The organism is Streptomyces yatensis, from assembly GCF_018069625.1.
Classification (GTDB): Bacteria; Actinomycetota; Actinomycetes; order Streptomycetales; family Streptomycetaceae; genus Streptomyces; species Streptomyces yatensis.
The window spans coordinates 5,275,442-5,300,980 of sequence record NZ_CP072941.1; the positions used below are offsets into that span (position 1 = coordinate 5,275,442).

22 protein-coding genes and 1 pseudogene are annotated in these 25,539 nt (G+C 71.9%); 10 read left to right on the plus strand and 13 right to left on the minus strand.

Annotated elements, in window-relative coordinates; all coding sequences use genetic code 11:
* Positions 1 to 64 precede the first annotated feature (64 nt).
* Both J8403_RS22045 and J8403_RS22050 read left to right on the plus strand, forming a co-directional pair.
* Positions 65 to 1,462, plus strand: coding sequence for a serine hydrolase domain-containing protein (locus tag J8403_RS22045; RefSeq protein WP_211124667.1), 1,398 nt, complete (start codon positions 65 to 67; stop codon positions 1,460 to 1,462).
* A gap of 371 nt (positions 1,463 to 1,833) precedes the next feature.
* Positions 1,834 to 3,117 carry an SGNH/GDSL hydrolase family protein gene (locus J8403_RS22050; protein ID WP_211124668.1) on the plus strand — a complete coding sequence of 428 codons (1,284 nt, stop codon included), beginning with the start codon at positions 1,834 to 1,836 and terminating at the stop codon, positions 3,115 to 3,117.
* Between the two features lie 97 nt (positions 3,118 to 3,214).
* On the opposite strand, the gene J8403_RS22055 is transcribed toward J8403_RS22050, so the two are convergent.
* The 3 genes from J8403_RS22055 to J8403_RS22065 all read right to left on the minus strand — a co-directional run bounded on the left by J8403_RS22055 (position 3,215) and on the right by J8403_RS22065 (position 4,812).
* Entirely contained in the window at positions 3,215 to 3,670 is a 456-nt protein-coding gene (locus J8403_RS22055) for a GNAT family N-acetyltransferase (protein WP_211124669.1), read from the minus strand.
* A 91-nt stretch (positions 3,671 to 3,761) separates the two neighbouring features.
* Complete coding sequence (locus J8403_RS22060; RefSeq protein ID WP_211124670.1) at positions 3,762 to 4,238, minus strand: MarR family winged helix-turn-helix transcriptional regulator; 477 nt, start codon at positions 4,236 to 4,238, stop codon at positions 3,762 to 3,764.
* A gap of 67 nt (positions 4,239 to 4,305) precedes the next feature.
* Positions 4,306 to 4,812 (minus strand): DUF2269 domain-containing protein, encoded by a 507-nt coding sequence (locus J8403_RS22065; protein WP_211124671.1) that lies wholly within the window; start codon positions 4,810 to 4,812, stop codon positions 4,306 to 4,308.
* Between the two features lie 157 nt (positions 4,813 to 4,969).
* Here J8403_RS22065 and J8403_RS22070 point away from each other — a divergent pair, with 157 nt between their 5' ends.
* The 3 genes and pseudogenes from J8403_RS22070 to J8403_RS22080 all read left to right on the plus strand — a co-directional run.
* A complete protein-coding gene (locus J8403_RS22070) occupies positions 4,970 to 5,602 on the plus strand; it encodes an HAD family hydrolase (protein WP_211124672.1) in 633 nt (210 codons plus the stop codon).
* 350 nt (positions 5,603 to 5,952) lie between these two features.
* Positions 5,953 to 7,509, plus strand: coding sequence for a globin domain-containing protein (locus tag J8403_RS22075; protein ID WP_211124673.1), 1,557 nt, complete (start codon positions 5,953 to 5,955; stop codon positions 7,507 to 7,509).
* A 151-nt stretch (positions 7,510 to 7,660) separates the two neighbouring features.
* Positions 7,661 to 8,294: pseudogene (locus tag J8403_RS22080) on the plus strand (pyridoxamine 5'-phosphate oxidase family protein); the annotation flags it as partial.
* A gap of 1,193 nt (positions 8,295 to 9,487) precedes the next feature.
* Here the strand turns inward: J8403_RS22080 and J8403_RS22085 are convergent.
* The 5 genes from J8403_RS22085 to J8403_RS22105 form a co-directional block, all read right to left on the minus strand.
* The gene (locus J8403_RS22085; RefSeq protein WP_211124674.1) at positions 9,488 to 10,027 is read right to left on the minus strand and encodes an NUDIX domain-containing protein; all 540 of its coding nucleotides are present in this window, start codon (positions 10,025 to 10,027) and stop codon (positions 9,488 to 9,490) included.
* A gap of 42 nt (positions 10,028 to 10,069) precedes the next feature.
* The gene (locus J8403_RS22090; RefSeq protein ID WP_211124675.1) at positions 10,070 to 10,969 is read right to left on the minus strand and encodes a LysR family transcriptional regulator; all 900 of its coding nucleotides are present in this window, start codon (positions 10,967 to 10,969) and stop codon (positions 10,070 to 10,072) included.
* A 197-nt stretch (positions 10,970 to 11,166) separates the two neighbouring features.
* Positions 11,167 to 12,306 carry a cystathionine gamma-lyase gene (locus J8403_RS22095; RefSeq protein ID WP_211124676.1) on the minus strand — a complete coding sequence of 380 codons (1,140 nt, stop codon included), beginning with the start codon at positions 12,304 to 12,306 and terminating at the stop codon, positions 11,167 to 11,169.
* Positions 12,303 to 12,944, minus strand: a complete 642-nt coding sequence (locus J8403_RS22100) for a low molecular weight protein-tyrosine-phosphatase (RefSeq protein ID WP_211124677.1) — start codon at positions 12,942 to 12,944, stop codon at positions 12,303 to 12,305. Before J8403_RS22100 ends, J8403_RS22095 begins: the two co-directional genes overlap by 4 nt.
* Before the next feature lie 24 nt (positions 12,945 to 12,968).
* On the minus strand, positions 12,969 to 13,349 hold the full coding sequence (locus J8403_RS22105) for a phage holin family protein (RefSeq protein WP_211124678.1): 381 nt from the start codon (positions 13,347 to 13,349) through the stop codon (positions 12,969 to 12,971).
* Between the two features lie 66 nt (positions 13,350 to 13,415).
* Here J8403_RS22105 and J8403_RS22110 point away from each other — a divergent pair, with 66 nt between their 5' ends.
* The 3 genes from J8403_RS22110 (at position 13,416) to J8403_RS22120 (ending at position 15,015) form a co-directional block, all read left to right on the plus strand.
* Positions 13,416 to 13,733 carry a cupin domain-containing protein gene (locus J8403_RS22110; protein ID WP_211124679.1) on the plus strand — a complete coding sequence of 106 codons (318 nt, stop codon included), beginning with the start codon at positions 13,416 to 13,418 and terminating at the stop codon, positions 13,731 to 13,733.
* Positions 13,734 to 13,968: 235 nt separating this feature from the next.
* Positions 13,969 to 14,163, plus strand: coding sequence for a DUF5326 family protein (locus J8403_RS22115; protein WP_059143705.1), 195 nt, complete (start codon positions 13,969 to 13,971; stop codon positions 14,161 to 14,163).
* Between the two features lie 414 nt (positions 14,164 to 14,577).
* On the plus strand, positions 14,578 to 15,015 hold the full coding sequence (locus tag J8403_RS22120) for an SsgA family sporulation/cell division regulator (RefSeq protein ID WP_211124680.1): 438 nt from the start codon (positions 14,578 to 14,580) through the stop codon (positions 15,013 to 15,015).
* Between the two features lie 225 nt (positions 15,016 to 15,240).
* Here J8403_RS22120 and J8403_RS22125 read toward each other — a convergent pair whose 3' ends face one another.
* On the minus strand, positions 15,241 to 16,668 hold the full coding sequence (locus tag J8403_RS22125) for a YibE/F family protein (protein WP_211124681.1): 1,428 nt from the start codon (positions 16,666 to 16,668) through the stop codon (positions 15,241 to 15,243).
* Positions 16,669 to 16,848: 180 nt separating this feature from the next.
* On the opposite strand from J8403_RS22125, the gene thiC reads away from it, so the two are divergent.
* Positions 16,849 to 18,612, plus strand: a complete 1,764-nt coding sequence (gene thiC / locus J8403_RS22130; protein WP_211124682.1) for a phosphomethylpyrimidine synthase ThiC — start codon at positions 16,849 to 16,851, stop codon at positions 18,610 to 18,612.
* A 156-nt stretch (positions 18,613 to 18,768) separates the two neighbouring features.
* Here thiC and J8403_RS22135 read toward each other — a convergent pair whose 3' ends face one another.
* From J8403_RS22135 to J8403_RS22150, 4 genes are all read right to left on the minus strand, one after another.
* A complete protein-coding gene (locus J8403_RS22135; protein WP_211128373.1) occupies positions 18,769 to 19,935 on the minus strand; it encodes a serine hydrolase domain-containing protein in 1,167 nt (388 codons plus the stop codon).
* A gap of 143 nt (positions 19,936 to 20,078) precedes the next feature.
* A complete protein-coding gene (locus tag J8403_RS22140) occupies positions 20,079 to 20,927 on the minus strand; it encodes a hypothetical protein (RefSeq protein WP_211124683.1) in 849 nt (282 codons plus the stop codon).
* Positions 20,928 to 21,117: 190 nt separating this feature from the next.
* Positions 21,118 to 22,440, minus strand: a complete 1,323-nt coding sequence (locus J8403_RS22145) for a metallophosphoesterase (RefSeq protein ID WP_246586367.1) — start codon at positions 22,438 to 22,440, stop codon at positions 21,118 to 21,120.
* Between the two features lie 216 nt (positions 22,441 to 22,656).
* On the minus strand, positions 22,657 to 23,757 hold the full coding sequence (locus tag J8403_RS22150) for a LacI family DNA-binding transcriptional regulator (protein ID WP_093463141.1): 1,101 nt from the start codon (positions 23,755 to 23,757) through the stop codon (positions 22,657 to 22,659).
* 405 nt (positions 23,758 to 24,162) lie between these two features.
* On the opposite strand from J8403_RS22150, the gene hisC reads away from it, so the two are divergent.
* Positions 24,163 to 25,242, plus strand: a complete 1,080-nt coding sequence (hisC, locus tag J8403_RS22155) for a histidinol-phosphate transaminase (protein ID WP_211124685.1) — start codon at positions 24,163 to 24,165, stop codon at positions 25,240 to 25,242.
* The last annotated feature ends 297 nt before the right edge of the window (positions 25,243 to 25,539 follow it).

The following is a 25,539-nucleotide window of genomic DNA, read 5'->3' on the forward strand; positions in this document are numbered from 1 at the left end:
GGCCGCCTGACGATCGGCCGGCCGATGACTGCCCGCTGTCGTACCCCCGCCGTACAGTGCCGACATGACCACACGCGACGCGGATGAGTTCACGGAGCCGCTGCCCGCCACCCGCCGTGCCCTGCTGCGGCGCGTCGCCCTCGGCCAGGTCGAGGGCCGTGCCCCGTCCCTGGTGGGGGCCGTGGTGCGGGAGGGGCGGCTGGTGTGGACGGGCTCGCGCGGCCGCGTGGACGGACCGGAGGGATCCGCACCGGACGCCGACACCCAGTACCGCATCGGCTCCTTGACCAAGACCTTCGTGGCGGTGCTGGTGCTGCGGCTGCGTGACGAGGGGCTGCTGGACCTCGGCGATCCGCTGGCCAAGCATCTGGACGTGCCGCAGGCCGAGGGCGCGACCGTGGCCCAGCTCCTCGCCCACACCTCGGGTCTCGCCGCCGAGGCCCGCGGCCCGTGGTGGGAGCGCACGCCCGGGGCGCTGCGGCCCGAGACGGCCGATATCTTCGGCGAGCGTCCGCTGGTCCACCCCGCGGGCCGTCGTCACCACTACTCCAACCCCGGTTTCGCGCTGCTCGGCGCGCTGGTCGAGCGGCTGCGCGGGGCGCCCTGGGGCGAGGTGCTGGCCGATGAGGTGCTGGAGCCGCTGGGTATGGGGCGCACGTCGCTCGATCCGCGCGCCCCGCACGCCGAGGGCTGGGCCGTGCACCCCTGGGCGGATGTGCTGCTGCCGGAACCGGCCGAGGACACCGGGCGGATGGGCCCGGCCGGGCAGCTCTGGTCGACCGCCGGGGATCTGGCCCGCTTCGCCGCCTTCCTGCTGGACGGGGACGCGCGGGTGCTCGGCGCGGAGTCGCTCGCCGAGATGCGGGTGCCCGCCGTCGCCCCCGAGGAGAGGGACTGGGACGGCGGCTATGGCCTGGGGACCCAGCTCGTCCGGCACGGCGGTCGGTTCCTCCATGGCCACACCGGCTCCATGCCCGGCTTCCTGGCCTCGCTGTGGGTGAGCGCCGAGGACCGGCTGGCCGGAATCGCGCTGGCCAACACCACCGCGGGGCCCGCGATCGGCGCCATCGCCGCCGACCTCATAGGGATCGTGGCCGAGCACGAGCCCCGTATCCCCGAGCCCTGGCGGCCGCTGACCGAGGCCGATCCGGCGCTGCTGGCGCTGACCGGCCCCTGGTACTGGGGCCCGCGCGCCTACCATCTGCGGCTGCGCGCGGACCGCGGGTTGGAGCTCTCCCCGGCCACCCAGGGAGGCCGGGCCTCCCGCTTCAGGGCCGAGCCGGACGGCACCTGGACGGGGCTCGACGGCTATTACGCGGGGGAGACGCTGCGGGTGGTCGAGGGGGAGGGCGGCGCCCCGGCCCATCTGGACCTGGGCACCTTCGTGTTCACCCGGGAGCCCTACGCCCCGGACGGCGTGGTGCCGGGCGGGGTGGACCCGGAGGGCTGGCGGGCGCTCTGAGGGGGGTGGGGGCGGGGTGAGGTGATCCGGCGGTCGCGGGTTTCCGGTGTTCGGGCGGTACCGGGTTTCGGCGGTTCGCGGGCTCCGGCGGTTCGCGGGCTTCGGCGCTCGTAGCCTGACCCCGCCAGTGGTACGCACGGCCGGGGGCTGGGTCGGCGGTGCGGTGGACGGCAGGTTGGTCTCAGGCACTCCGGTACGCCGGGCGCACCGGCACACCGGCACTCGGTACGTCGGTACTCCCGTGCTTCGGTACGCCGGTACTCAGGTGCTCTCGCACTCCCGTACGTCGGTACGGCGGCGCTCAGGCGCCCCGTGCCCCGTACCGGAGCGGCCTGGTCCGCCCCTCCCTCGCCTCCCTCAGGAGCCCCGCCATGCGCTCGTCCACGCTTCGCCTCAGCGCCTCCCTGCTCGCCCTCGCCACCGTCATGGCCGCCTCCGGGACAGCCACCGCCCGGCCCGGAGGCCCAGCGGCCGGCCGCGACCGGCCGGGGACCGGCTGGTCGGCCGGATGGGCCGCCCCCGTCCAGCGCCCCAGCGCGGGCTTCGAGAAGAACTGGGCCGGGAGCGGCTTCGCCGAGCGCACCGCCCAGACCCTGCGTCAGGTCGTCCGGGTCACCGCTGGCGGCACGGCCGCCCGGATCCGGCTGTCGAACCGCTATGGCACCACGCCGCTGCGGATCGCGGGCGCGACCATCGCCCGTACGGCGCACGGCGCCTCCGTCCATGGCGCGAGCCTGCGCGCGCTGACCTTCGGGCACCGGCGGCCGGTGGAGATCCCGGCGGGCGGTGAGACCGTGAGCGACGCGGCCCCGCTGCGCGTGGCGCCGCGTCAGCCGGTCACGGTCACGCTGTACTTCGACCGCCCCACCGGCGCCGCCACCTTCCACGCCCAGGCGTACGCACGCAGCTACCGCGCGGACGGCGACCACCGCGCCGACCGCACCGGGACGGCCTTCACTGAGACCACCCACTCCTGGTACTACCTCTCCGATGTCGAGGTCACCGGCGGCCCCCGCCGCCCGGGCACGGTGGTGGCCTTCGGCGACTCGATCACCGACGGCTTCGGCTCGACCGACGACGCCGACCACCGCTGGCCGGATCTGCTGGCCGAGCGCCTCGCGGCCGCGGGCACCCCGCGACCCGTCCTCAACTCCGGGATCGGCGGCAATCTGCTGCTGCACGATTCGGCCTGGTACGGGGACCGGGCGGGCGCCCGCTTCCGGCGCGATGTCCTGGACAAGCCGGGCGTACGGTCGGTGATCCTGCTCGAGGGGCTCAATGACATCGGCTTCAGCGAGGTGGACCTGCCCACCTACAAGCCCAATCCGCAGGTGTCGGCGGAGCAGGTGATCGCGGGCTATCGAGAGCTGATCGCCCTGGCCCGGGCCCGCGGACTCAAGGTCATCGGCGGAACGATCCTCCCGTTCAAGGGCGCTGAGTACCACACCCCGCGCTCGGAGGCGAAGCGCGCCGCGATCAACGAGTGGATCCGCACCTCGGGCGCCTTCGACGCGGTCGTCGACTTCGCGAAGGTCATGGCCTCGCCGTCCGATCCGCTGCGGCTGGACCCCGCGTACGACTCGGGCGACTTCAAGCATCCGAACGACGCGGGCTACCGGCGGATGGCCGAAGCCATCGACCTCGCGACGCTGTGAGACCGCCCGGTGGTCCCGGCGACCCCGGCGGCCCCGGCGGCCCCGGCGGTGAGGTCAGGTCATGTCGGCCCAGGCAGGACAGGCCGAGAGGAACGGCTCAGGCCAGCGGCAGCTTGAAGCCGACGTGGCTGGCCTCGAAGCCGAGCCGCTCGTAGAAGCGGTGGGCGTCGATCCGGGTCGCGTCCGAGGTGAGCTGCACCAGGGCGCACCCCTCGCGGCGCGACTCCTCGACGGCCCATTCGATCAGCTGGGTGCCGAGCCCGCCGCCGCGCTCCTCGGAGTGGATCCGAACCCCCTCGATGATCGAACGGGTGGCGCCGCGCCGCGACAGCCCGGGGATCACGGTCAGCTGGAGCGTGCCGACGGTGCGGCCGTCCCGGACCGCGACGACCAGCCGCTGCTGGGGATCCCGGTCCAGCCGCTCGAAGGCGGCGCGGTACGGGGCCGGGTCGTCCAGGGACTCCCGGTGGGCGCCGAGCGGGTCGTCCGCGAGCATGGCCACGATCGCCGGGATGTCATCGGCGGTCGCGCGCCGTATCTCGAAGTCGCTCATGCGGTGAGCCTACGCCGGGGCCCGCGAGCCCCGGACGGGCGGCGGACCAGGGGCAAGCGGCTCACGGCCGGTGGCGATCAGCACACGGCCATCAGTACGTCGCCGTCAGCCTCTCGACGGCGGCGACCAGCGGTGCCAGCTCCGGTCGGCGGGCGGCGTCGGCCAGGGCCTCGCGCAGCGCCGCGTCGTGCGTCGGCCGCGCCTCCTCCAGGAGCTTGAGCCCGTCGTCGCTGACGTTGGTGTAGATGCCGCGACGGTCGCCGGGGCAGATGTAGCGGGAGAGCAGCCCACGGTCCTCCAGCCGGGTGACCAGCCGGGTCGTGGCGCTCTGGCTGAGCACGACGGAGTCGGCGAGCTGCTTCATCTGCAGATGTCCGCCGTCGCCGTCGTGCTGTCCGCTGAGGACGTTGAGCACGGAGAATTCGCGGACGCTCAGATCGTGCCCGGCCTGCAGCGCACGCTCGATATGCGTCTCTATCCGGCCGTGCAGGGAGGACAGGGCGCACCAGCCCTGGGCGAGGGCCTGCCCTGCGGGCGGGGCGACGGCGCTGGGCGCCTTCTCCGGCATGGAACCCCTCCTTGGTGGGTGAGCGGGTTCCAGGATAGTCCAGCGATGAAAAAGACCGCGTATGCAACTATCGGCGCTTTGTCGCCCGCAGCCGTCGCCCCCGGGCGGTCAGCCCCCAGGGCTTGGTCACCGAGATCGCGGTGAGGAAGGTGTAGACGCCCAGGCTGACCGACGGTGCCACGATCAGATCCGTGGTCGCCCCGACCGCCCGGCCCGCCACCACATCGGCCATCGCGTCGTCGATACTGGCGCGCAGGGCGAACGCCGTGGCGCCGGTGGTGACCAGCGTCAGCCAGAACTTCACGTACACCCACCGGTGGCGGGCCAGCCCCCAGGGCGTCCCCAGCGACAGCACGATCCCGCTGGCCAGCGCCAGCAGGCTGATCGGAATCAGCAGCCAGTCGCCCAGCACATTCATGGACCGGTACATCGCCCCGGCCTCTTCGGCCGAATCGGCCACGGCCCCGGTGATCCCCAGGGCCAGCATCCCGAGGGACAGCCCGAGCCATCCGACGGAGACGACGACATGCACGACGAGGAGGCCCCGGCGGACGGGGCGGGTGAGCTGCTGCATGCCCCCACCGTGGCGGCGCGGCGGCCCCCGCGGCGTCTGACGGCGGGAGTATCCACGCCTACTCCCGGCGGCGGGCGCGGGCCGCGACGGCGGCGCCGGGCAGCAGAGCAGGACCGGGGCGGCCGGGCCCGGAGGGTTGCCTCTACGCTCGGCTGGTATGACCAGACTGCATCTGTTCGATCTGGACGGCACGCTCATCCACGGCTCCGCCGCCGCGATCGAGATCTCCCACCAGCTCGGTCTGGAGCGGGAGATCGCCGCGCTGGAGCGGGCGTTCGCGGGCGGGGAGCTGACGACGGCCCAGTTCGCCGAGCGGGCCTGCGCGCTGTGGGAGGAGCTGACGGAGGCCCATGTGGCGGCGGCGTTCGAGGGGGCGCCGTGGCTGGTGGGGATCCGTGAGGTGTGGGCGGACATCCGGGCGCGGGGCGAGCGCTGTGCGGTGATTTCGCTCTCGCCGGGCTTCTTCGTGTCGCGGCTGCTGGAGTGGGGCGCGGATGCCACCTACGGATCCACCTGGCCCGCCGTGCCGTTCCGGGAGCCGGTGGATCCGGCGGGGATCCTGACCCCGGCCGCGAAGGTCCGGATCGCCGATGAACTCTGTGCGAAGTTCGGGTTGACCAGGGACCACTGCGTGGCCTATGGGGATTCCCTCTCGGACGCGGAGCTGTTCTCGGTGGTGCCGGTCTCGGTCGCCGTGAACGCCGACCACCATGTGAGCGAAATCGCATCCCACGCCTATGCCGGTCGCGATCTCCGAGAGGCTTACGAATTGATGGGTAACCGCACGTAACTATCGGTAATTACGCGAGTTGGCAGGTGTAACGAATGCGGTGCACTTGGGGCTTGTGAATTCATCCGGGGCCGGTAGGGTCGGGTCCGGTTCCGTGCGGCGTGCTGTAACGGGGTCAGAACGGGCATCCCAGGCCAACCAGCATAACGGGAACGCGGCCCCCGTTCCCCGGACTTCGGGCTATGTGCCCGGGGTGGGGAACGAGCGTGGCATGCTGCCCGAAGAGAGTCACGGAGAGGGTCGGCACGACCATTCTCGCTTGAAACAGGGGACCAGGACGGGGAATTGCGGGCACATTCCGGCAGCGGAAGTGCGAAGACCGACAGAAAGATGTTCGAGGCGAGGCAACCATGGACGCTCCGACCACCACATCGTCGGCCGGCAGCGACGGCTCCGGCGGAAACAGTGGCGACTGGGGCTGGTTCACCCCGAGCAGGCGACCGGCCGAGGAGCAGGGGGCCCCGGACCGGCAGAGCGACGAGCGTGCGCCCAGCCGTCCGGTGAATCCGATACGGCCGGTCGGCACCGGAGCCGACCGCCGTACGCCCGTGGAGCCGCCCCCCGCGCCCGGTCCGGGGCCGTCCGGCCCGCGGCCCGGCGAACGCCGGGTGGACGAACGCCGGGTGGACGACCGTCGGGTGGACGAGCGCCGGGCCCCCGGCCCCGCGGCCCCCGGCCCCATGCCCCCCAGGCGCGAGGAGCATCAGCGTCCCGATGAGGCCCCGGCCCCGCAGGACGTGCGGCCCGGCCCGGACTCGCCGTTCGCCGCCCCCGAGACCGCCTCGCCCGACGCGATCCTCCTGCGCCGCACGATGGCCGAAGTCGAGCCCATCAGCGACAAGGTCACCTCGTACTTCTACGCGCTGCTCTTCGTCCAGCACCCCGAGCTGCGGCCGCTCTTCCCCGCCGCCATGGACGCCCAGCGCGACCGGCTGTTCAAGGCGATACTGACCGCCGCCCGGCTCATCGACGACCCCGACATCCTCACCGAGTTCCTCACCCGGCTCGGCCGCGGCCACCGTAAGTACGGCACCCAGCCCGAGCACTACCCCGCCGTCGGCGAATGCCTGATCGGCGCGCTCACCCGCTACGCGGTCACCACCTGGACCGACGAGGCCGAGGCCGCCTGGGTGCGTGCCTACACCGCGATCTCCCAGATCATGATCGACGCGGCGGCCGAGGACGAACTGCGCGCCCCCGCGTGGTGGCAGGCCGAGGTGGTCGGGCATGAGCCGCGCACCCACGACATCGCCGTGATCACCGTCCGCCCGGACCAGCCGTACCCCTTTCTGGCGGGCCAGTACACCTCAGTGGAGACGCCCTGGTGGCCGCGGGTGTGGCGGCACTATTCGTTCGCCTCGGCGCCGCGCTCCGACGGGCTGCTCTCCTTCCATGTGAAGGCCATTCCGGCCGGCTGGGTGTCCTCCGCGCTGGTGCACCGGGCCCGCCCCGGCGATGTGATCCGCCTCGGGCCCCCCGCCGGGTCCATGACGGTCGACCACTCCAGCGACAACGGGCTGCTCTGCCTGGGCGGCGGCACCGGTATCGCGCCGATCAAGGCACTGGTCGAGGACGTCGCCGACTACGGCCGCCACCGTCCGGTCGAGGTCTTCTACGGCGCCCGCAATGATCACGACCTGTACGACATCGACACCATGCTGCGGCTGGCGCAGAAGCATCCGTGGCTCGCGGTCCGCCCCGTCGTCTCCGACGGCCCGACCAACGGCCTCAGCGGCCGGCTGCCGGACGCCGTGCGGCAGTACGGCCCGTGGAACGCGTTCGACGCGTATCTCTCCGGGCCGCCCGGGATGATCCGCAGCGGTGTCGACGCCCTGGTGGGCATCGGTATTCCGTCCCACCGGATCCGGCACGACTCCATCGAGGAGCTCGCCGCGGCCGCGGAATAGGGCGCGGACGGCAGACGGCGAAATACCGACATGAGGCAGGCATTCCGGCGATTCCGGATGGCGAATCAGTAGGACGGGGACGAGAACCGTGGACAGTGCGGAGCACCTCGACGACCGCGCTTGGCGTCCGGGGAGCGACGGCGAACACCTTCTGCAGCGGCGACTGGACACGGTCGACCGCGCCGACCGCTTCTACGACGACCAGGTGCTGGACCACCTCAACGCCCGGATGCGGGAGTTCATCGACCGCCAGGAGATGTTCTTCCTGGCCACCTCCGACAGGCACGGGGAGTGTGACAACACCTTCCGTGCCGGTCCGCCCGGCTTTCTGCGGGTACTCGACGCGCGCACCCTGGCCTATCCCGAATACCGGGGGAACGGCGTCCTGGCCAGCCTCGGCAATATCCAGGAGAACCCCCACGTCGGCATTCTCATGGTCGACTTCTTCCGGGACCGGATCGGGCTGCATGTGAACGGCCGGGCCCGGGTGGTGGAGGACGCCGAGATGCGCGAGGCCCACCCCGGCCTGCCGGTGGACCCGGTGCCGGGGCGGCGCGCGGTGGTCTGGGTCGAGGTGACCATCGAGGAGGCGTACATCCACTGCGCCAAGCACATCCCGCACCTCCAGAAGGTCCCGGCGCAGCGGCGCACCGGCGGCGGCGACAACCGGCACCGCGGACCCTCCGGTGACCAGGCCCTCGAGCACGACCGGGAACGGGACTGGGGGACGGACGACGTCAAGCGGAAGGGCGGCGACTTCTTCGGCGCGGCCGCCGAGGCGCGCGACGGCCGCCGGACCCCGCCCGCCGCCCCGCCCCCCACTACCCCGGCGACCCCACCGACCCCGGAACCGGCGGACCCGCCCGGCTGGCCGGCCCCGGCGGCCCCTGCGGTCCGGGTGCTTCTGGCCCCGCCTGTCCCGTACGCCCCGGTGGTCCCGGGTACGCAGGCTCCGGCCATGGCGGCCGTCGCGGGCCCTCAGACCCCGGTCACCCCGGCGGCCCCCGCCATCCCGGGCCTTCAGGCCCCGCCTGTCCCCTACGCCCCGGTGGTCCCGGGTGCTCGGCCCCTGGTCACGCCGACCGTCTCGGGCTCTCGGGCCCCGTTCACCGCAGCAGCCCCGGTGGCCCCGGGTCCTCAGGCTCTGGCCACCCCGGCCGTCTCGGGCTCTCGGGCCCCGCTCACCGCAGCAGCCCCGGTGGCCCCGGGTCCTCAGGCCCTGGCCACCCCGGCCGTCTCGGGCCCTCAGTTCTCAACCGCCCCGGCTGTCCCGGACCTTCAGGCCCCCACCGCCGCCCCGGAAGTCTCGGCGGCCCCTGGCCCTCAGATCCCGGCCGCCCCGGCGGTCTCGGACCCTGAGACCCTGTCGGTCCCAGCGGTCCCGGACCCTCAGACCCCGTCGGCCCCGGCGGTCGCGGGCCTTCAGGCCCAGGCGGCTCCGGCGGATTCGGGCCCTCAGGCTCAGGCAGCTCCGGCCGCCCCGGGTCCGGCCCCAGCCGTACGGGGCGCCCCGGGCTCCGTACCGGCCGCCCCGGGCCCCGCCCCAGCCGTACCGGCCGTCCTGCCCACCCCACCGGCCCCGATCGACCTTCCCGGCGAGGCCGCCCAAGCTGTCTCGGCCTCGCCCGCCCCGGCCGTCCCACCAGTCGTGCGGCCGGTGGACCTGGCCGGCCAGCCGGTGGACTTTCCTGGCCAGATCGTGCCGGCCGACCCGGCCACCCAGACCCCACCAGCAGCGCAGGCCGAACCGGCCGACTCGGCAGGGGAAGCGCCGCGGCCCTCCGTGGCGCGCGCCGATCTCAGCCCGGCCATACGGCCGGAGGTACGCCCCGACGCGGGCCCGGAGACCTGGCGTGAGGAGGCCGAACGGGTGCTGGCCGAGGCACGTCAGCGGGCGGCCCGGAAGACTCAGCAGCCGTTCGGCGGCTGGTTCCGCTAGGTCCTGCCCCGCGAAGAACCGCGTCCGCCCGGCAGGCTCCTAGCCGAGGTCGTCCGCGAGCAGGGCCAGCACACCCTCGATGTTTGCGTCGAGATAGGCCCGCAGCGAGGGCGGCACCACCTCGACCGAGGCGATCCCCTCACGGGTGAACGGGACGCTCACCACGTCGTAATCCCCGCACGGCTCATCCACCTCCGGGCCGTGCCGCCGGGTGAGGTCCATCGAGGCGAGTCTGCAGACGAAGAAGTGCTGCACCTTCACCCCGCCGGCGCCACCGGCGCCACCACCCCCGCCAGCGCCCTGGGCGCCCTGGGCGCCGTCCGCGCCCTCATCGGGATGGGGGACGGTGTCCACGAACGCGGGCACCACATCGGTCACCTTCGCTCCCAACTCCTCGTCCACCTCGCGGTGCAGGGCCTCGACGACGGTCGCGTCCTCGGGCTCCATCCCGCCACCCGGTGTGATCCAGTACGGCGCCTGTCCGGGCTTGGTGCGCTTGATCAGGATCATCCGGGGGGCGGCCTCGCCCTCGAGGAGAATGGCGCGAGCGGTGCGTTTGACCACAGGTCGTTCGGTCATGCAGGACATCTGCCGCACCCTTCGCCCCGCGAAACCACTTACTCACCAGTCGACAGCCGCGCGCAACAGCCATTCGTGCGCCCGCGCGATATGCGGCAGCGCGAGCGCCCCCGTCCGCACCACCAGGAAATAGGTGCGCAGGGGCGGCACCGGCGGGTTGAGCAGCGCCACGACCTCCCCGGCGTCCAGCGCGTCCATGCACAGATAGCGCGGCAGGACGCCGAGCCCGGCGCCCTCGGCGACGCAGGCGAGCACCGCGCGCAGATCGGGCGCGATGATCGTGCCGGCGGTGACCGGCCGGGTGTCGAAGACGGCCGACCAGTAGCGGGTGACCAGCGGCAGGCTCTCGTGCACCTCGACGACGGGCAGCGCCTCCAGCGCGCGCACCCCCTTGACCTGGAGCACCGCGGGACCACCGAGCCGGGCCGCCCAGCGCGGGGCCGCGACCAGCACATGCTCCTCGTCGCACAGCGGGGTGGCGGCCAGCAGCCGGCCCCGCGGCCGGGCAGTGGTGATGACCAGGTCGTGATGGCCGGCGCCCAGCCCCTCGAACAGCTCCTCGGTGCTGCCGAAGGCGCAGCGCACCGCCAGGCCCTGGGTGACGAGGGTGGTCAGCGCGGGCAGGACGCGCAGCGCGGTGAACTCCGGGGGGCCCGCGAGATGCAGGGTGCGCAGCGCCGAGCGGTCGTCGTCGAGACCGGCCTCGGTGATCTCCACGAGGGCGTCGAGATGCGGCGCGGCCTTGTGGGCGAGTTCGTCCCCGACGGTCGTGGGCACGACGCCGCGCGCCGTACGGAGGAACAAGGGGCGGCCCAGCTGCCGCTCCAGGGTGCGTATCTGGCCGGTGACGGCGGGCTGGGAGAGGCCGAGCAGCCCGGCGGCGCGCGTGAAGGACCCGGCGCGGTGAACCGCGACAAAGGTGCGTAAGAGGGCCAGATCCATGCGGTTCCCCTCGCCTCGTCGCGCCCCGAACGCACGCCAACTATAAATATGCCGATAGGTCCATGTCGCTACTGTGATTGGACACTGACGCTGAGTCAACTAGCCTTGTTCGAGCGGTTCTCCACGAGAAGAACCGGGGCGTCTCAAGCCACGAGGGGGGAGGCTTGAGACGCCCGCACTGGCGTACCCGCCCGCTTTCAGCCACCCGCCGCGGCGGAGGCCGCGTCGAGCGCCCGCAGCACATCGGCGATCAGATCGTCCGGGTCCTCCGCGCCCACCGAGAACCGGATGAACCCCTCGGGCACCGCGTCGCCGCCCCACCGTCCGCGCCGCTCCGCCGTGGAGCGCACCCCGCCGAAACTGGTGGCGTCGTCCACCAGCCGCAGCGCGTCCAGGAAGCGCTCAGCGCACTCCTTGTCCGGCAGGGTGAAGGAGACCACGCAGCCGAAGCGCCCGCCGCGCATCTGCCCGGCCGCGACCCGGTGGGCGGGATCGGTCGGCAGGCCGGGGTGGCGCAGCCCGGTGATCTCGGGGCGCTCGCGCAGCGCCTCGGCGAGGGCCAGGGCGGTCGCCGCCTGGCGGTCGACGCGCAGCTGGAGGGTGGCCAGGGAGCGGTGGGCGAGCCAGGCCTCCATGGGGCCGGGGATCGCGCCCACCGTCTTGCGCCAGGCCCGCACCTCCGCGGCGAGCCGCGGATCGCGGCAGGTCACATAGCCGAGCAGGACATCGCCGTGGCCGGTGAGCGCCTTGGTGCCGCTCGCCACGGCGAAGTCCGCGCCGAGCTCCAGCGGCCGCTGGCCGAGCGGGGTGGCGAGCGTGTTGTCGACGGCGACCAGCGTGCCGCGGGCGTGCGCGGCCTCGGCGAGCCGGCGGATGTCACAGACGTCCAGTCCGGGATTGGACGGGGTTTCCAGCCAGAGCAGCTTCGTCCGGTCGTCCAGGGCGTCCAGCTGGGCGTCCCCGTCGGTCGGGGCGGTGTGCACGGTGACCCCGTAGCCCTGCAGCCGCTCGATCAGCGCCGGGAGCAGCTGATAGCCGTCCGTCGGCAGCACGGCCGCGTCGCCCTGACGCAGCTGGGACAGCAGTACGGCCGAGATCGCGCCCATCCCGGAGGAGAAGACGACCGTCTCGGCGTCGTTGCCCGGTGACTCCAGCTCGCCGATCGCCCGCTCCAGCAGGGACCAGGTGGGGTTGGCGTCCCGGCCGTAGGTGTAGGGGCCGGCGGCGTCGCCGGGGAGGTGGTAGTGGGCGGCGAAGACCGGGCCGGGCAGCGTCGGTTCGTACGCCTCGGCCTCGGGCAGTCCGGCCCGTACGGCGCGGGTGCCGTCGCCGGTCATGCGGACTCCTTCCCCGCGTCCGGGCCATCGGCGGCCGACGCGCTCTTCGTGCTTTCGGCGCTCTGGACGGCCTGCTCCGGGGTCTCCTCGGCGGCGCTCTCCGTCGCCGAGGAGACCCCGGCGGCGCTCTCCGTCGCGTCGATGGCCCCCGTGACCGCGTCCAGCAGCCCGCCGCTGGCGGCCTCGATCATGTCCAGGCACTCCTCGAAGTCGTCCGTCCCGCCGAAGTAGGGGTCGGGCACATCGAGGCCGCCCAGCGCGTTCTGGTCCGCGTCCGGGTCGTAGCTGCGCAGCAGCCGCACCTTCGCGGCGTCGTGCGGGGTCGGCGCGAGTGCGCGCAGCTCATGGAGATGGCCGCTGTCGAGGGCGATCACCAGATCGAGGTGATCGAACCAGCCGGCCTGGAACTGCCGTGCGATGTGATCCTGCTCATAGCCATGTGCGGTGAGCACGTCGATGGCGCGGCGGTCGGCCCCGTCGCCCTCGTGCCAGGGCCCGGTGCCCGCGCTGTCCACCTCGACCCGGCCGTCCAGCCCGGCCTCCGCGGCATGGGCGCGGAAGACGGATTCGGCCATCGGCGAGCGGCATATGTTGCCGGTGCAGACAAAGCAGACACGGTAGGGCGACGGGTCTCTCATGCCTCCCATCATCCCCGGCCGGGATCAGTCCTTGTCATCGGGCAGCACGACGTGCAGGGCCCACGCGACTATGGAGACGATCAGGCCACCGAGCACCGCGGTGCCGAAGCCGTCGACGTGGAAGCTCAGATCCAGCTTTCCGGCCAGCCAGGAGGTCAACAGCAGCATCAGGGCGTTGATCACCAGCGTGATCAGCCCGAGGGTCAGGATGAACAACGGAAAAGCCAGGAGCTTGACGATCGGCTTGACCACCACGTTCACCACACCGAAGACCAGCGCGACGAGAATGAGGGTGAGCGCTTGGCGGCCGGTGTTGTCACCGGTGAGCGTGATGTCGTTGAGTAGCCAGATGGCGACGCCGAGGGCACCGGCGTTCGCGATCGTCTTGACGAGAAAATTCTTCATGGTTGAGATCGTCGCAGACAGGCCCCGCGGCAGGCAGGGGCCCCGTAGGCAGGGGTGGAGAGGCGAATGAAGGCGTTCCGGCTGGATGAGCTGGAGGCGGAGCGGGCCGCGAACAACGGCGCGTATCTGCAGTTCCTGCGGGAGCGGAACATGTCCGTGGGGCTGTACGCGCTGGACGCGGGCCAGCCCGATCCGCAGTCGCCGCACAACCAGGACGAGGTCTACGTGGTGGTGAGCGGCCGGGCGTCGGTCACGGTGGGAATGGAGACGACGCAGGTGGCGCGGGGCAGCGTGGTGTACGTACCGGCGGGCACGGCGCACAAGTTCCATCACATCACCGAGGACCTGAGGGTGCTGGTGGTGTTCTCGCCGCCCGAGGGCTGATGGCGCCGCAGGGCTGATGGCGCCCGAAGGCTGATGCCGCCGGAGGACTGATGCCGCCCGCGGGCTTGTCCACCGCGGAGCCGATGGGCGGCCGGACGGTCCCGTAGGGGTTCGGTCAGGGGAGGACGGGGGCCGCGGGACGCCCGCGCGCTTCCGTCCCGTCCTAGCATCGACGGCAGGGAAGACCGGCCGTCGGCGTCCGGACCCACGGCTCGGAGAGAAAGCAGGGAGTTACGTGACCACGAAGGGGATATTCCGGGGCTTGCCATGGTGGGTGACCTGGATCGCGATACCGGTCCTCATCCTCGCCGTGTTCGGCGGTCTGATCATGAGCGTGATCGGGTTCCTGGTGAGCTTTGTCTTCAAGGCGCTGCTGCTGGTGGCGCTGATCGCCGGGCTGATCTACGTCGTACGGAAGTTCACCGCCTGACCCGCCGCGCGGCGCTCGCCGCGTCCCCCAGGGCCTGACGCATCCCCGCAGGCCCTGCGGACCCCCACCGCGCGCGGATACGCCGCGCGAGGGATACCGCCGGGGCGGGAGCGCGGCCCGGCGCCGCCCCTGCCGTTAGAGTGCGAGACCTCGGCGTTCTTCCTCTCGGCGTCTGCCTCGCAACAACACCCCGGGGGTGCCTGTTGACGACAGCGATCTTCGATACGGCCGGTGCGCCGGCCCCGATCTCCCGCCCACCGGGCCCACGTCGTCCGGCCCCGCGGGTCTCCTCATGGCAACACTGGCCATTTTCGTTCCCTCACACGAGGCAAACCGACTCCGCACAGCAATCGAGTCGCTACGCTCCAGAGTCGGCCATGCGCAAACAACCCGGGGCGGCGAACGATGCGTGACATGCGTGACACAGTTCAGGCGGAAGTGACGATGACCTTCCTGGTCTCGCAGGATCTCTCCTTCCGGATCCCGGTCGAGCTGTCCTACGACAGCAGCGACCCCTATGCCGTCGAGATCACCTTCCATCTGCCCGGCGACGCGCCGGTGAGCTGGGCCTTCGCGCGGGAGCTGCTGCTGGACGGGCTGAGCAGACCCACCGGTGAGGGCGATGTGCGCATCGCTCCCGCCTCCCCCGAGGGGCTTTCGGACGTCTTCATCAGACTCCAGGTCGGCTGTGAACGGGCCCTGTTCCGGGCCGGGGCCGCCCCTCTGGTGGCCTTCCTCGATCGGACGGACCGGGTGGTGCCTTTCGGCCAGGAGCCGGCGGCCTGCGATCCGGTCGGCGATCTCGACGCCGAACTCGACCGCATCCTGGCCGAGGACCGGTACGCGGGCTGAGCGCCGGTACGCGGGCTGAAGGCCGGATACGCGGCGGCGGCCCGGATACGCGGCGGCGGGCCGAGGGCCGGTGTGCCGCGGCCGAACCGAACCGGTCGGGTCACCCGGGCGGCATGCGCGGTGGCTGAGCGTCTCGTCGTGCCTTCGCCCAGCGTCTCGTCGTGTCCCCGCCCGGCGGCCCCACGTGCCTCCGCCCGGCGGCTCAACGTGCCGTCGCCCGGCCGCTCAGCGCGTCTTGGCCCGGCGCCGCCGCCCGCGTCCGCCCCGGCCGGTCCTGGCCCCCTGGGCGCCGCCCGCGTCGGCCCCCCGCCCCGTGCCGCCGTCCGCCGCCGGGGTGCGGTCCGCGGAGACCACGAGCACGGCCAGCGCCGTGGTCACCGGCACCGACGCGACGAGCCCGATGCTGCCCACCAGCGTCCGTACGATTTCCTCCGCGACGATCTCGCTCGTGGCGACCGTGCCCACACCGGTGTCCGCGATGGAGAACAGCAACAGCAGCGGAAGCGACGCGCCCGCGTACGCCAGCACCAGCGTGTTCACCACGGAGGCGATGTGGTCCCGCCCGATCCGCATCGCCGCTCCGTAGAGCCTGCGCCGGGACGCGGTCGGGTCCGCGGCCCTCAGCTCCCACACCGCCGAGGTCTGGGTGACCGTCACATCGTCCAGCACGCCCAGCGAGCCGATGATCACGCCCGCCAGCAGCAGCCCGCGTATCTCGATGTTCGGATAGAGGCCGTGCACCAGCCCGGTCTGGTCGTCCGTATTGCCGGTCAGGCTCGCCCAGGCGATGAACAGCGAGCCCAGCACCCCGATCAGCAGCAGTGACACCAGGGTGCCGAGTACGGCGACCGAGGTACGGGCCGTCAGCCCATGGCACATATAGAGCGCGAGAAGCATGATCGCACTGCCCCCGACGACCGCGACCACCAGCGGATTGGAACCCTGGAGTATCGCCGGGAGGATGAACAGCGTCAGCACCCCGAAGCTGATCGCCAGCGCCACCAGCGCGAACACCCCGCGCAGCCGCCCCACCACCACGACGGCCAGCGCGAACAGTCCCGCCAGCAGCGCCATCGGCATCGACCGGTCGACGTCGGACACGGAGTACTGAAGTTCCTTGGGCGCCTTGGGGGCGTACGCCAGCTTCAGCTCCTGCCCGGCGCTGAATTGACGCGAGGCGTTGGGCTGGACGATTTCGGGGAAGGTGCGGCCTTTGTCCTTGCCCGAGGTGACCTCGATGGTGGCCTTCTCGCAGACGCTCTTCTTCCCGCCCTGCCCAGGGGCGCCGCTCTGGGCGGCGCTGTCCTGGCCGGGCTCGGTCGGTGCCTGCGGCTGGGCGTTGACGTCCGCGCAGTTCACCTCCTCGACCTTCACCACCCGTCCGGCGACGGTCTGCTGGTCGAAGCCGAGACCGCTGCGGCCGCTCGCCTTGTGGTCGGGCGTGCCGCCCGGCCAGAGCGCGATCAGACCGGCGACGACGGCGACGGCGAAGGGGATGAGCACCAGCGCGATGATCTTGCGAAGGCGGGCGGAAACGGGAGCGGCGGGGCCATGACCGTGCGAGTGGCCGTGGGAATGGCCGTGGCCGTGGTCGTGCGCCTGATCGGAGGGGCGGGGCTGCTCTGGCGGGTGGTCCTGCTGGATGGCGGTCACGGTCGCATCATCGCAAGAGGAGTGGGCCCCCTGTTCAGCACTGTGGATAAACCGTTAGCGTGGGCACGAACCTTTGCAATCGCGGGAGCTCGGAGCACCGGGCTGAGAGGGCGCTGACGCTACAGCTGCGCCGACCGCTGAACCTGTTACCGGGTAATGCCGGCGTAGGGAGTGGGTCTCATGACTCAGCAGGATGCATCATCGCGCGCCGAGAACGCCGAATTCGGCTGGCATAAGGGATATGTCGCGGGCTCGCGCCCGGACCTTCGCGTCCCGGTCCGCCGAGTGCACCTCACCAACGGCCAGGATGTGACGCTGTACGACACCTCCGGCCCGTACACCGACCCCACCATCGAGACCGATGTCCGCCGTGGCCTGGCGCCGCTGCGGCAGAACTGGATCGTCGCCCGCGGCGACACGGAGGAGTACGCGGGCCGTCCCGTCCGCCCCGAGGACGACGGGATCAAGCACACCTCGCCCCGCGGGGGGCTGCGCAACCTCGACGCGGTCTTCCCCGGCCGCCCGCGCCAGCCGCGGCGCGGCCGCGCGGGCGGCCCGGTGACCCAACTCGCCTATGCGCGGCGGGGCGAGATCACGGCGGAGATGGAGTACGTCGCGATCCGCGAGAACGTCTCCCCCGAGGTGGTCCGGGAGGAGATCGCGGCCGGCCGCGCCGTTCTCCCGGCCAATGTCAACCACCCGGAGATCGAGCCGATGATCATCGGCAAGCGGTTCCTGGTGAAGGTCAACGCCAATATCGGCAACTCCGCCGTCACCTCCTCCATCGAGGAGGAGGTCGAGAAGATGACCTGGGCGACCCGCTGGGGCGCCGACACGGTCATGGACCTCTCGACCGGCCGCAACATCCACACCACCCGCGAATGGGTGCTGCGCAACTCCCCGGTCCCCATCGGCACCGTGCCGCTCTATCAGGCGCTGGAGAAGGTCGACGGCAGGGCCGAGGAGCTGACCTGGGAGATCTACAAGGACACGGTCATCGAACAGGCCGAGCAGGGCGTCGACTACATGACCGTCCACGCCGGCGTCCGACTGCCGTACGTCCCCCTGACCGCCCGTCGCAAGACCGGCATCGTCTCCCGCGGCGGCTCCATCATGGCGGCGTGGTGTCTCGCCCACCACCAGGAGTCCTTCCTCTATACCCACTTCGAGGAGCTGTGCGAGATCCTCGCGGCGTACGACGTCACCTACTCACTGGGCGACGGACTGCGCCCCGGGTCGATCGCCGACGCCAACGACGAGGCGCAGTTCGCGGAGTTGCGCACGCTCGGCGAGCTCAACCGGATCGCCAAGGAGCACGGCGTCCAGACGATGATCGAGGGCCCGGGCCATGTCCCGATGCACAAGATCAAGGAAAATGTCGACCTCCAGCAGGAGATCTGCGAGGAGGCCCCCTTCTACACCCTGGGCCCCCTCACCACCGATATCGCCCCCGCCTACGACCACATCACCTCGGGCATCGGCGCCGCGATGATCGCCTGGTGGGGCACGGCGATGCTCTGCTACGTCACGCCCAAGGAGCACCTGGGCCTGCCGGACCGCGATGACGTCAAGACCGGCGTGATCACGTACAAGATCGCCGCCCACGCGGCCGACCTGGCCAAGGGCCACCCGGACGCCCAGGCATGGGACGACGCGCTCTCCGACGCGCGCTTCGAATTCCGCTGGGAGGACCAGTTCAACCTGGCCCTCGACCCGGACACGGCCCGCTCCTTCCACGACGAGACCCTCCCGGCGGAACCGGCCAAGACGGCACACTTCTGCTCGATGTGCGGGCCCAGGTTCTGCTCGATGAAGATCTCCCAGGACATCCGCCGCGAACACGGCGGCGCGATGGACGCGGCGGAGGCGGAGGCCGGTATGGCCCAGAAGTCCAAGGAGTTCGCCGAGGCGGGCAACCGCGTCTATCTGCCGATCGCGGACTGAGGCGGACTGCGGACATAGGCCGTACGTCGCCGGTGTACGGCTGAGGCGGGTGCTTTCCTCTTCTCCCCGTTGGCCCGTTTCACGTGAAACATCCCTTCGAGCGTTGGCCCGTGCTCCGAGCCTTTGGGCCGGCCGGAGCGCGGGCCGTTGGGTGGTTCACGCGGTGAGGATGGCGACGACCCGGTTGGTCATTTCCTCCTGGGTGGTCAGTGGCGTCGGGGAGTAGGAGAGGAGGAAGCGGAGTGACTGGTCGCGGGTGGCGAACATGCGGGTGCGGTAGCCGTAGGTCTCGCCGGTCTTTCCCCAGAGGGTCACGCCGTTGACCGTGGCCTTCTGCAGGCCGAGGCTGTAGCGGGCCGGGGTGCCGTCCAGCATCCGTACGGAATCCGGGGGCAGGGTGAAGAGCTTGTCCAGCGCGTGGGGTGGCAGCAAGGCGCCGGAGAACAGGGCTCGCTGAAAGCGGGACAGGTCGTCGAGGGTCGAGACCAGCTCGCCCTCGCCCCAGGCGCCGGACTGGTTGTACACGGTGATATCGCGCAGCGAGCCGTCGGTCATCCGTAGGTAGCCGTGCACATGGGGACCGTGGGGGTGGGGATCCTGGCCGGGCAGGAGGGTGCGGGTCAGGCCCAGCGGGCGGAGGACGCGGGACTCGATCGCCTGGCCGTAGGGGCGGCCGGTCAGTTTTTCGATGATCAGGGCGAGCAGGACGTAGTTGATGCCCCGGTACTCCTGTGTGGTCCCCGGATCGAACTTGAGCGGGTCATGGGTCACCGTCTCGACCCACTCCCGCGGTGTCCACCGGTCCCATCGATGCCGTACGACGCCCTCCGGAGTGCTGTCGTCCGGCAGCCCTCGATGGTCGGGCAGTCCGCTGGTGTGGTTGAGCAGCTGGGCCACGGTGATGCGGCGGGAGAAGGCCGAGGGCAGCAGGTCCGGGAGGTACCGGCCGATGGGGGCGCCGAGCTCCACCCGGCGCTCGGCCCACAGCTGAAGGACCACGGTGGCCACGAACGCCTTGGTGACGCTGCCCGCACGGAAGCGGTCGTCCGGGCGTACGGCCCGCCCGCTCCCGAGGTCCGCCGCCCCGGCCGTGCCGTACCAGTGGTCGCCTCGGCGGTCGACGCGCAGTTGCGCGGAGGTGGCGGGCGGATGGGAGAGATCGCTGATGGCGGCCTGGAGGGCGGCTTCGTCGGACGCGAAGGCTGATGCGGTGGCGGTCGGCGCGGTGGTCGATCTCGTGGTCGATCCGGTGGTTCCTGTCGCCGCCCGGGCGCCGGTGCTCCCGGCCACGGCCAGCAGCGTTCCGGCTGCGCAACCACCCATGAAGGTTCGTCGAGTCAAGGACGTCATGGTCAGCCATGCTGGCGAGGCGGCCGCGCCCCGCCATCCGGGATGACCCCACGGGCACCCCCACGCCCACCCGGACCGCACCCCGGAACGCGCCCCCGGGTGGCCCCCGACGCGGGCTAGTCCGGCTGGTGCTCCGGGCCGCCGTAGTCGGGGCTGGTGAAGTCCGGGCTGCTGTAGCGGGGGCGGGCCTTGGGGCCCTCGCCGTCGGTGCTGAAGCCGGGGCGGCTGTAGCCGAGGTGCGGGGTGCGGCTGACCGCTTCGGGGTTGGTCGGGACGTAGGCGGAGGGGGACGGGGCCGAGGGGTTGGCCAGGGCCTCGCGGAGGAACGGCAGGATGCCGCGCTCCAGCAGGGCCTGACGCCAGACCTCCCGGGCGCGGTCCACCTCCTCCAGCTGCTCGCTGCGCGCCTCGCCCCGGATCGCGCTGGAGCCGTTGCGCAGTGCGGTCAGGAGCAGTCCGACGGCGGCGATGAGGATGCCCGCGGCGGTCAGCGCGGCGAAGAACCAGCCCGCGGTGACCATCGGCTGGGCGATGGAGGGGGCCGGGTCCAGGACGTTGAGGACGTAACCGACGATGAGGAAGATGATCGCGGCGGTTCCGGCGAGCACCGGCGCCAGCACCGCGAGCATGGCGACGAGCCCGGCCCCCGCGGCGTCCTGCATCGCACCGGCGAGCCCCACCGTGCCGTCCGGGTGCTCGCGCTCGCCTACGTCTCCGGTGAGCGGGAAGAGCGGTGCGGGCTCGCGCAGTTTGGCGCGAGTTTCGCGGTAGTCCTGATATTCGGCGGCCGCGCATGCCGCTATCGCGGCCGAGGCGCCGAGCGCCATCGTGCGCAACTGCTCGGCAGTCAGCCGCTGCCCGACACCGGTGAGGTCCGGGCGACGGTCGGCGGTGCGCAGTGCCTCGTCGAGAACGCGCTCGAACTCCGGGCGGTCCTCGGTCAGCAGGTGCGGAGCGCTTTTCATGGTGCATCCCCCGATGCTCCGTAGGGCCGTGACGCCGGCTTACGCCGGGCAGTCGGGCGGAAACGGAGGAGAGCCTGCGACGGATAAGCCGATGGTAGAGCCGATCCGGCGCGGGGTGACAGCAAGTTTCGCTAATTGCTCCCTCGCCGGTGAAGCTCTCTATCTGCCCCGGGCAGCGTCCGCTGAACCCTCAGTCGGCCAGGGGAAGTTGGACGACCAGCAGTTTTCCGGCCATGGTGACGCCGCCGTCCATGGCCACGGCCAGATGGTCCGCGTAGACATGCGGACCCTCGACGGCGGGGGTGCCGCCGTCCTCGCCGTCCTCGGAGCCGACCTCGCCGAGCAGATACGGAATGGGGCTGTGGCCGTGGACGATGCGCTCCCCGCCGTAGGTGTCGAGCAATTCGCGGGCCGCCAGGGGTCCGGAGTCCTCGTCGCGGAAGGCGAACCGCTTGGTGAATTTGCGGAACAGGTCCCAGCACTCGTCGGCGTCGCTGCGCTGGAGCGTCTCGGTGACGGTGTCGTTGACGGCCTCGATCGAGTCGCCGTAATCCAGATAGGCGGTGGTGTCGGAGTGGACCAGCAGATGCCCGTCCTCCTCCGCCATCGCGTCCAGCCGGGACATCCACTGGAGGTGGTGGTCCTCCAGCCGCTCCATGTCGCTGCGCTGGCCGCCGTTGAGCAGCCAGGCGGCCTGGAAGGAGGCGGTTCCGGCACCGGAGTTGACGGGCGTGTCGCCGAACCGCTTGGCGCCGATCAGCAGCAGCTCGTGATTGCCCATCAGCGCCTTGCAGTAGCCGCCCGCGGCCGCGGCCTCGGCGGAGAGCTGCATGACCAGGTCGATGACGCCGATGCCGTCCGGGCCGCGGTCGGTGAAGTCACCGAGGAACCACAACCGGGCGTTGCCCGCGGCCCAGTTGCCCTTGGGGTCGATCAGGCCCTCGGCGGCGAGCGCCTCGCGCAGCTCGTCGTGGTAGCCGTGGACATCGCCCACGACGTACAGCGGGCCGGGCCCCTCGTCCTCGGCGAGCGGGCCGTGTTCGGGCTCGGGCACCGGGGTGAGCGCGACGGTGGGGCGGTCCTGCGCCGGGACGAGCGGCATGTCCGGGATGGTGTGCCCCGGGCCCATGACCGGGAGCCGCTCGGTCGGGGTGTACTCGGCGGGCGGCGGCGCGGCGGGCGCGGGCGCCTCAGGAGCCCCCGGCGCGGGCACCCCTGGAGCCGGCGCTCCGGGCGCGGGAGCCCCCGGCGCGGGAGCCCCGGGAGCGGGCGCGGGCGGTGGTACGGGCGCGGCGGGGCCCGGCGCCGCGGGCGCGGGCCCGGGCGGTACGGCTCCGGGCGCGACCATGCTGGGCGGGGTGAACGACCCGTACGCCGGCATGGGCGAGGTGGGCGCCCCCTGCGGGGACACGGGCGTGGTGGGCGCCCCGTACGCGGGCACGGGTGGGATCGCAGCCGTGGTCCCTGCCGTGGCTTCCAGACCGGCCCCCTGAGTCATCGACCCCTCCACCATCACGCCGCCGTCCCACCTTGTGGACCTTGCCTGGTCGACGGCGGTCCGCGGTGTCGTCCGCCCATCATAGGAATGACCGTGAGGGCTTGTGACGCACCAGGGTGCCGTCAATCGGTGCTCGCTCCTGCTTGGTCGGACTTTTATCCCGGATTGGCCCGGTAGGGGAAGCCCATTGGCCTCAGGTCCTCCTCGGGTCATCCTTGAGTCGCCCTCAGGTCAGCCTCCGGCACGACTGCGCGGGGCGCTGACGGTCGTACGCGGCGGACGGCGCTGTGACGACGTCCGCACGATCAATTCGGTGGGTATGACCTGCTCGACTGGGTGGTCGGTATCAAGGCCCTCGATGGCGTCGATGAGCAACTGTACGACCGCCGTGCCGATCCGGCGGGGTTTGAGTGAGAGGGTCGTGATGGGCGGCTCGGTGGTGCGGTAGACGGTCGATTCGCTGCAGCACACCAGCAGCAGATCGTCCGGGACGCGCAGTCCGTAGCGGCGGGCGGCGGCGAGCAGATCGGTGCCGTTGGGGTCGAAGAGGCCGTAGACCGCGTCGGGGCGGTCGGGGCGGGCGAGCAGCCGGTCGGCGGCGACGGCACCGGCACAAGGGTCGTGGGCCGGGTACGCCTCATAGACCGGATCCTGTCCCACGCGTTCGCACCACCGCAGATACGCCGTGGTGGACAAGCGGGTGTAGGTGTCGGTGGACGTCCCGGTGAGCAGTCCGATCCGGCGGGCGCCGGCCTCGGCGAGATGGTCGAGCAGTCCGAGCACCGCCGCCTCGTGGTCGTTGTCGACCCAGGCGGTGACGGGGAGCGCGCCGGCCGGGCGGCCGTCGCTGACGACGGGGATGCCCTGGCGTAAGAGCTCGGTGACGACCGGATCGTGGTCGGAGGGGTCGATCACCACGGTGCCGTCGAGGGCGACGTTGGACCACACGTCGTGGCGGGAGGTGGCGGGGAGGATGACGAGGGCGTAGCCGCGGGCCAGCGCGGCGGAGGTGGCGGCTCGCGCCATCTCGGCGAAGTAGGCGAACTCGGTGAAGGTGAAAGGTTCATCCCCGTACGTGGTCACGGTCAGGCCGATGAGGCCGGACTTGCCGGTACGGAGGGTGCGGGCCGCTGCGGACGGGCGGTAGCCCAGCCGCTCGGCGACCTCGCGGACATGGCGGCGGGTGGCCTCCGGGAGCCGGCCCTTGCCGTTGAGCGCGTCGGAGACGGTCGTGATCGAGACCCCGGCGGCGGCGGCCACGTCCCGGATGCCCGCCCGCCCTAACCGGCGGCCGGCCGACCGGCTCACCTGGTGCTTCCCTGCTGCTGTCATGGCCAGCCGATAGTAGGGCTCGGGTGGGAGGGTTGCGCGATTCCGCCATCGGTATTCGGAAGGCACGTTTCTGCATGAACGCCTCCGCCAATTCCCTTGGAAGTGAAGCCAGTTGGGGGATCCACCGGGCCTCTGGTCGCCCCTGGCATATCCACGCCTGCTGATTGATACATGTCTCGAAGAGGTCTCAACTCACCTGCACGGGTGATGCGCGCCACGGCGCTCGCCACCGGCGCGCGCGGAAAAGCGGGGCGCTCCCCCCGGTCGGTACGCGGGCGCCGGGGGCGGGTACGCGGCGGCGCCCGGCGGGTACGCGAGACGGGGGAATCCTCATAAGGTGTGCAGTATTGCCGTGTGCGAACGCTGTGCACGGTCCGGGACAGGATGGGTCGAGGAGGACTGTCGGTGACCGAGAAGAGCCCCAAGCTGCGTGCCGCGCTGGACGGCATTCCGACGTACAAGCCCGGCAAGCCGGCCGCCACGGGGGGTTCCCTGGGCTTCAAGCTGTCCTCGAACGAGAACCCCTATCCGCCGCTGGCCGGGGTGCTGGAGACCGTGGCGGACGCCGCCGCGTCCCTGAACCGCTACCCGGACCTCGCCTGCACCGCGCTGATCGCCGAGCTCGCGGAGCGCTTCGATGTGCCGCTGGAGCATCTGGCGACCGGAACCGGTTCGGTCGGCATGGCCCAGCAGCTGGTCCAGTCCACGGCGGGGCCGGGCGATGAGGTGATCTACGCCTGGCGGTCCTTCGAGGCCTATCCGATCATCACTCAGATCGCGGGCGCGACCTCGGTGCAGGTTCCGCTGACCGATGACGAGGTCCACGATCTGGACGCGATGGCCGATGCGATCACCGACCGCACCCGGCTGATTTTCGTCTGTAACCCCAACAATCCGACCAGCACCGTCGTGCGCCGGGCCGAGCTGGAGCGGTTCCTGGACCGGGTGCCGTCCGATGTGCTGGTGGTGCTGGACGAGGCGTACAACGAGTTCATCCAGGACGAGCGGGTCCCCAACGGCGTCGACCTCTACCGCGACCGGCCGAACGTCTGTGTGCTGCGCACCTTCTCCAAGGCCTACGGCCTGGCCGGGCTGCGGGTCGGCTTCGCGATCGCCCATGAGCCGGTGGCGGCGGCGCTGCGCAAGACCGCGGTGCCGTTCGGTGTCAGCCAGCTCGCCCAGGACGCGGCGGTGGCCTCGCTGCGCAGCGAGGACGCGCTGCGCGAGCGGGTGGACGCGCTGGTCACCGAGCGGGGCCGGGTGTGGGAGGCGCTGACCGCCCAGGGGTGGACGGTCCCGGACTGCCAGGCGAACTTCGTCTGGCTGCGGCTGGGGGAGCGCACGCTCGACTTCGCGGCGGCGTGCGAGGCGGCGGGCGTGGTGATCCGTCCGTTCCCGGGCGAGGGGGTGCGGGTGACGATCGGCGAGCGCGAGGCGAACGAGATCTTCCTGCGGACGGCGGAGGAGTTCCGCAAGGAGCTCTGAGCCTTGCCTGAGTCTTGGAGCGGCTGAGCCTGAGCCTCGGAGCCTGAAGCCTGAGCCTCGGAGCGCCTGGGCCCCGTAAGGGGCTGTGAGCCCCGCCCGGGCCCTGGGCGTGACCCCGCCCGAGCCCCCCGTGGGCGCGCAAGGGGCCCATCGGCCCCTCCGTAAGGTGCGCAGCATACCCAGACGTGCCCCATTCGCCCCCTCCCACCCCCTGTGGGAGGGGGCGAAGCCATGTGCGTATCATTGCTTGTGAATGTGAATACGTTCACAAGCTCGTTCGCGGGCAGGCACGACCGT

Bases quoted from the DNA above. Each gene is read 5' to 3' on its own strand.
- J8403_RS22090 (WP_211124675.1), bottom strand. From the start codon at position 10,969: ATGGATCTGGCCCTCTTACGCACCTTTGTCGCGGTTCACCGCGCCGGG.
- J8403_RS22105 (WP_211124678.1), bottom strand. From the start codon at position 13,349: ATGAAGAATTTTCTCGTCAAGACGATCGCGAACGCCGGTGCCCTCGGC.
- J8403_RS22060 (WP_211124670.1), bottom strand. From the start codon at position 4,238: ATGCCGGAGAAGGCGCCCAGCGCCGTCGCCCCGCCCGCAGGGCAGGCC.
- J8403_RS22120 (WP_211124680.1), top strand. From the start codon at position 14,578: ATGCGTGACACAGTTCAGGCGGAAGTGACGATGACCTTCCTGGTCTCG.
- J8403_RS22075 (WP_211124673.1), top strand. From the start codon at position 5,953: ATGGACGCTCCGACCACCACATCGTCGGCCGGCAGCGACGGCTCCGGC.
- J8403_RS22095 (WP_211124676.1), bottom strand. From the start codon at position 12,306: ATGACCGGCGACGGCACCCGCGCCGTACGGGCCGGACTGCCCGAGGCC.
- J8403_RS22055 (WP_211124669.1), bottom strand. From the start codon at position 3,670: ATGAGCGACTTCGAGATACGGCGCGCGACCGCCGATGACATCCCGGCG.
- J8403_RS22145 (WP_246586367.1), bottom strand. From the start codon at position 22,440: ATGGTGGAGGGGTCGATGACTCAGGGGGCCGGTCTGGAAGCCACGGCA.
- J8403_RS22100 (WP_211124677.1), bottom strand. From the start codon at position 12,944: ATGAGAGACCCGTCGCCCTACCGTGTCTGCTTTGTCTGCACCGGCAAC.
- J8403_RS22045 (WP_211124667.1), top strand. From the start codon at position 65: ATGACCACACGCGACGCGGATGAGTTCACGGAGCCGCTGCCCGCCACC.
- J8403_RS22050 (WP_211124668.1), top strand. From the start codon at position 1,834: ATGCGCTCGTCCACGCTTCGCCTCAGCGCCTCCCTGCTCGCCCTCGCC.
- J8403_RS22065 (WP_211124671.1), bottom strand. From the start codon at position 4,812: ATGCAGCAGCTCACCCGCCCCGTCCGCCGGGGCCTCCTCGTCGTGCAT.
- J8403_RS22070 (WP_211124672.1), top strand. From the start codon at position 4,970: ATGACCAGACTGCATCTGTTCGATCTGGACGGCACGCTCATCCACGGC.
- J8403_RS22135 (WP_211128373.1), bottom strand. From the start codon at position 19,935: ATGGGTGGTTGCGCAGCCGGAACGCTGCTGGCCGTGGCCGGGAGCACC.
- J8403_RS22085 (WP_211124674.1), bottom strand. From the start codon at position 10,027: ATGACCGAACGACCTGTGGTCAAACGCACCGCTCGCGCCATTCTCCTC.
- J8403_RS22110 (WP_211124679.1), top strand. From the start codon at position 13,416: ATGAAGGCGTTCCGGCTGGATGAGCTGGAGGCGGAGCGGGCCGCGAAC.
- thiC (WP_211124682.1), top strand. From the start codon at position 16,849: ATGACTCAGCAGGATGCATCATCGCGCGCCGAGAACGCCGAATTCGGC.
- J8403_RS22150 (WP_093463141.1), bottom strand. From the start codon at position 23,757: ATGACAGCAGCAGGGAAGCACCAGGTGAGCCGGTCGGCCGGCCGCCGG.
- J8403_RS22140 (WP_211124683.1), bottom strand. From the start codon at position 20,927: ATGAAAAGCGCTCCGCACCTGCTGACCGAGGACCGCCCGGAGTTCGAG.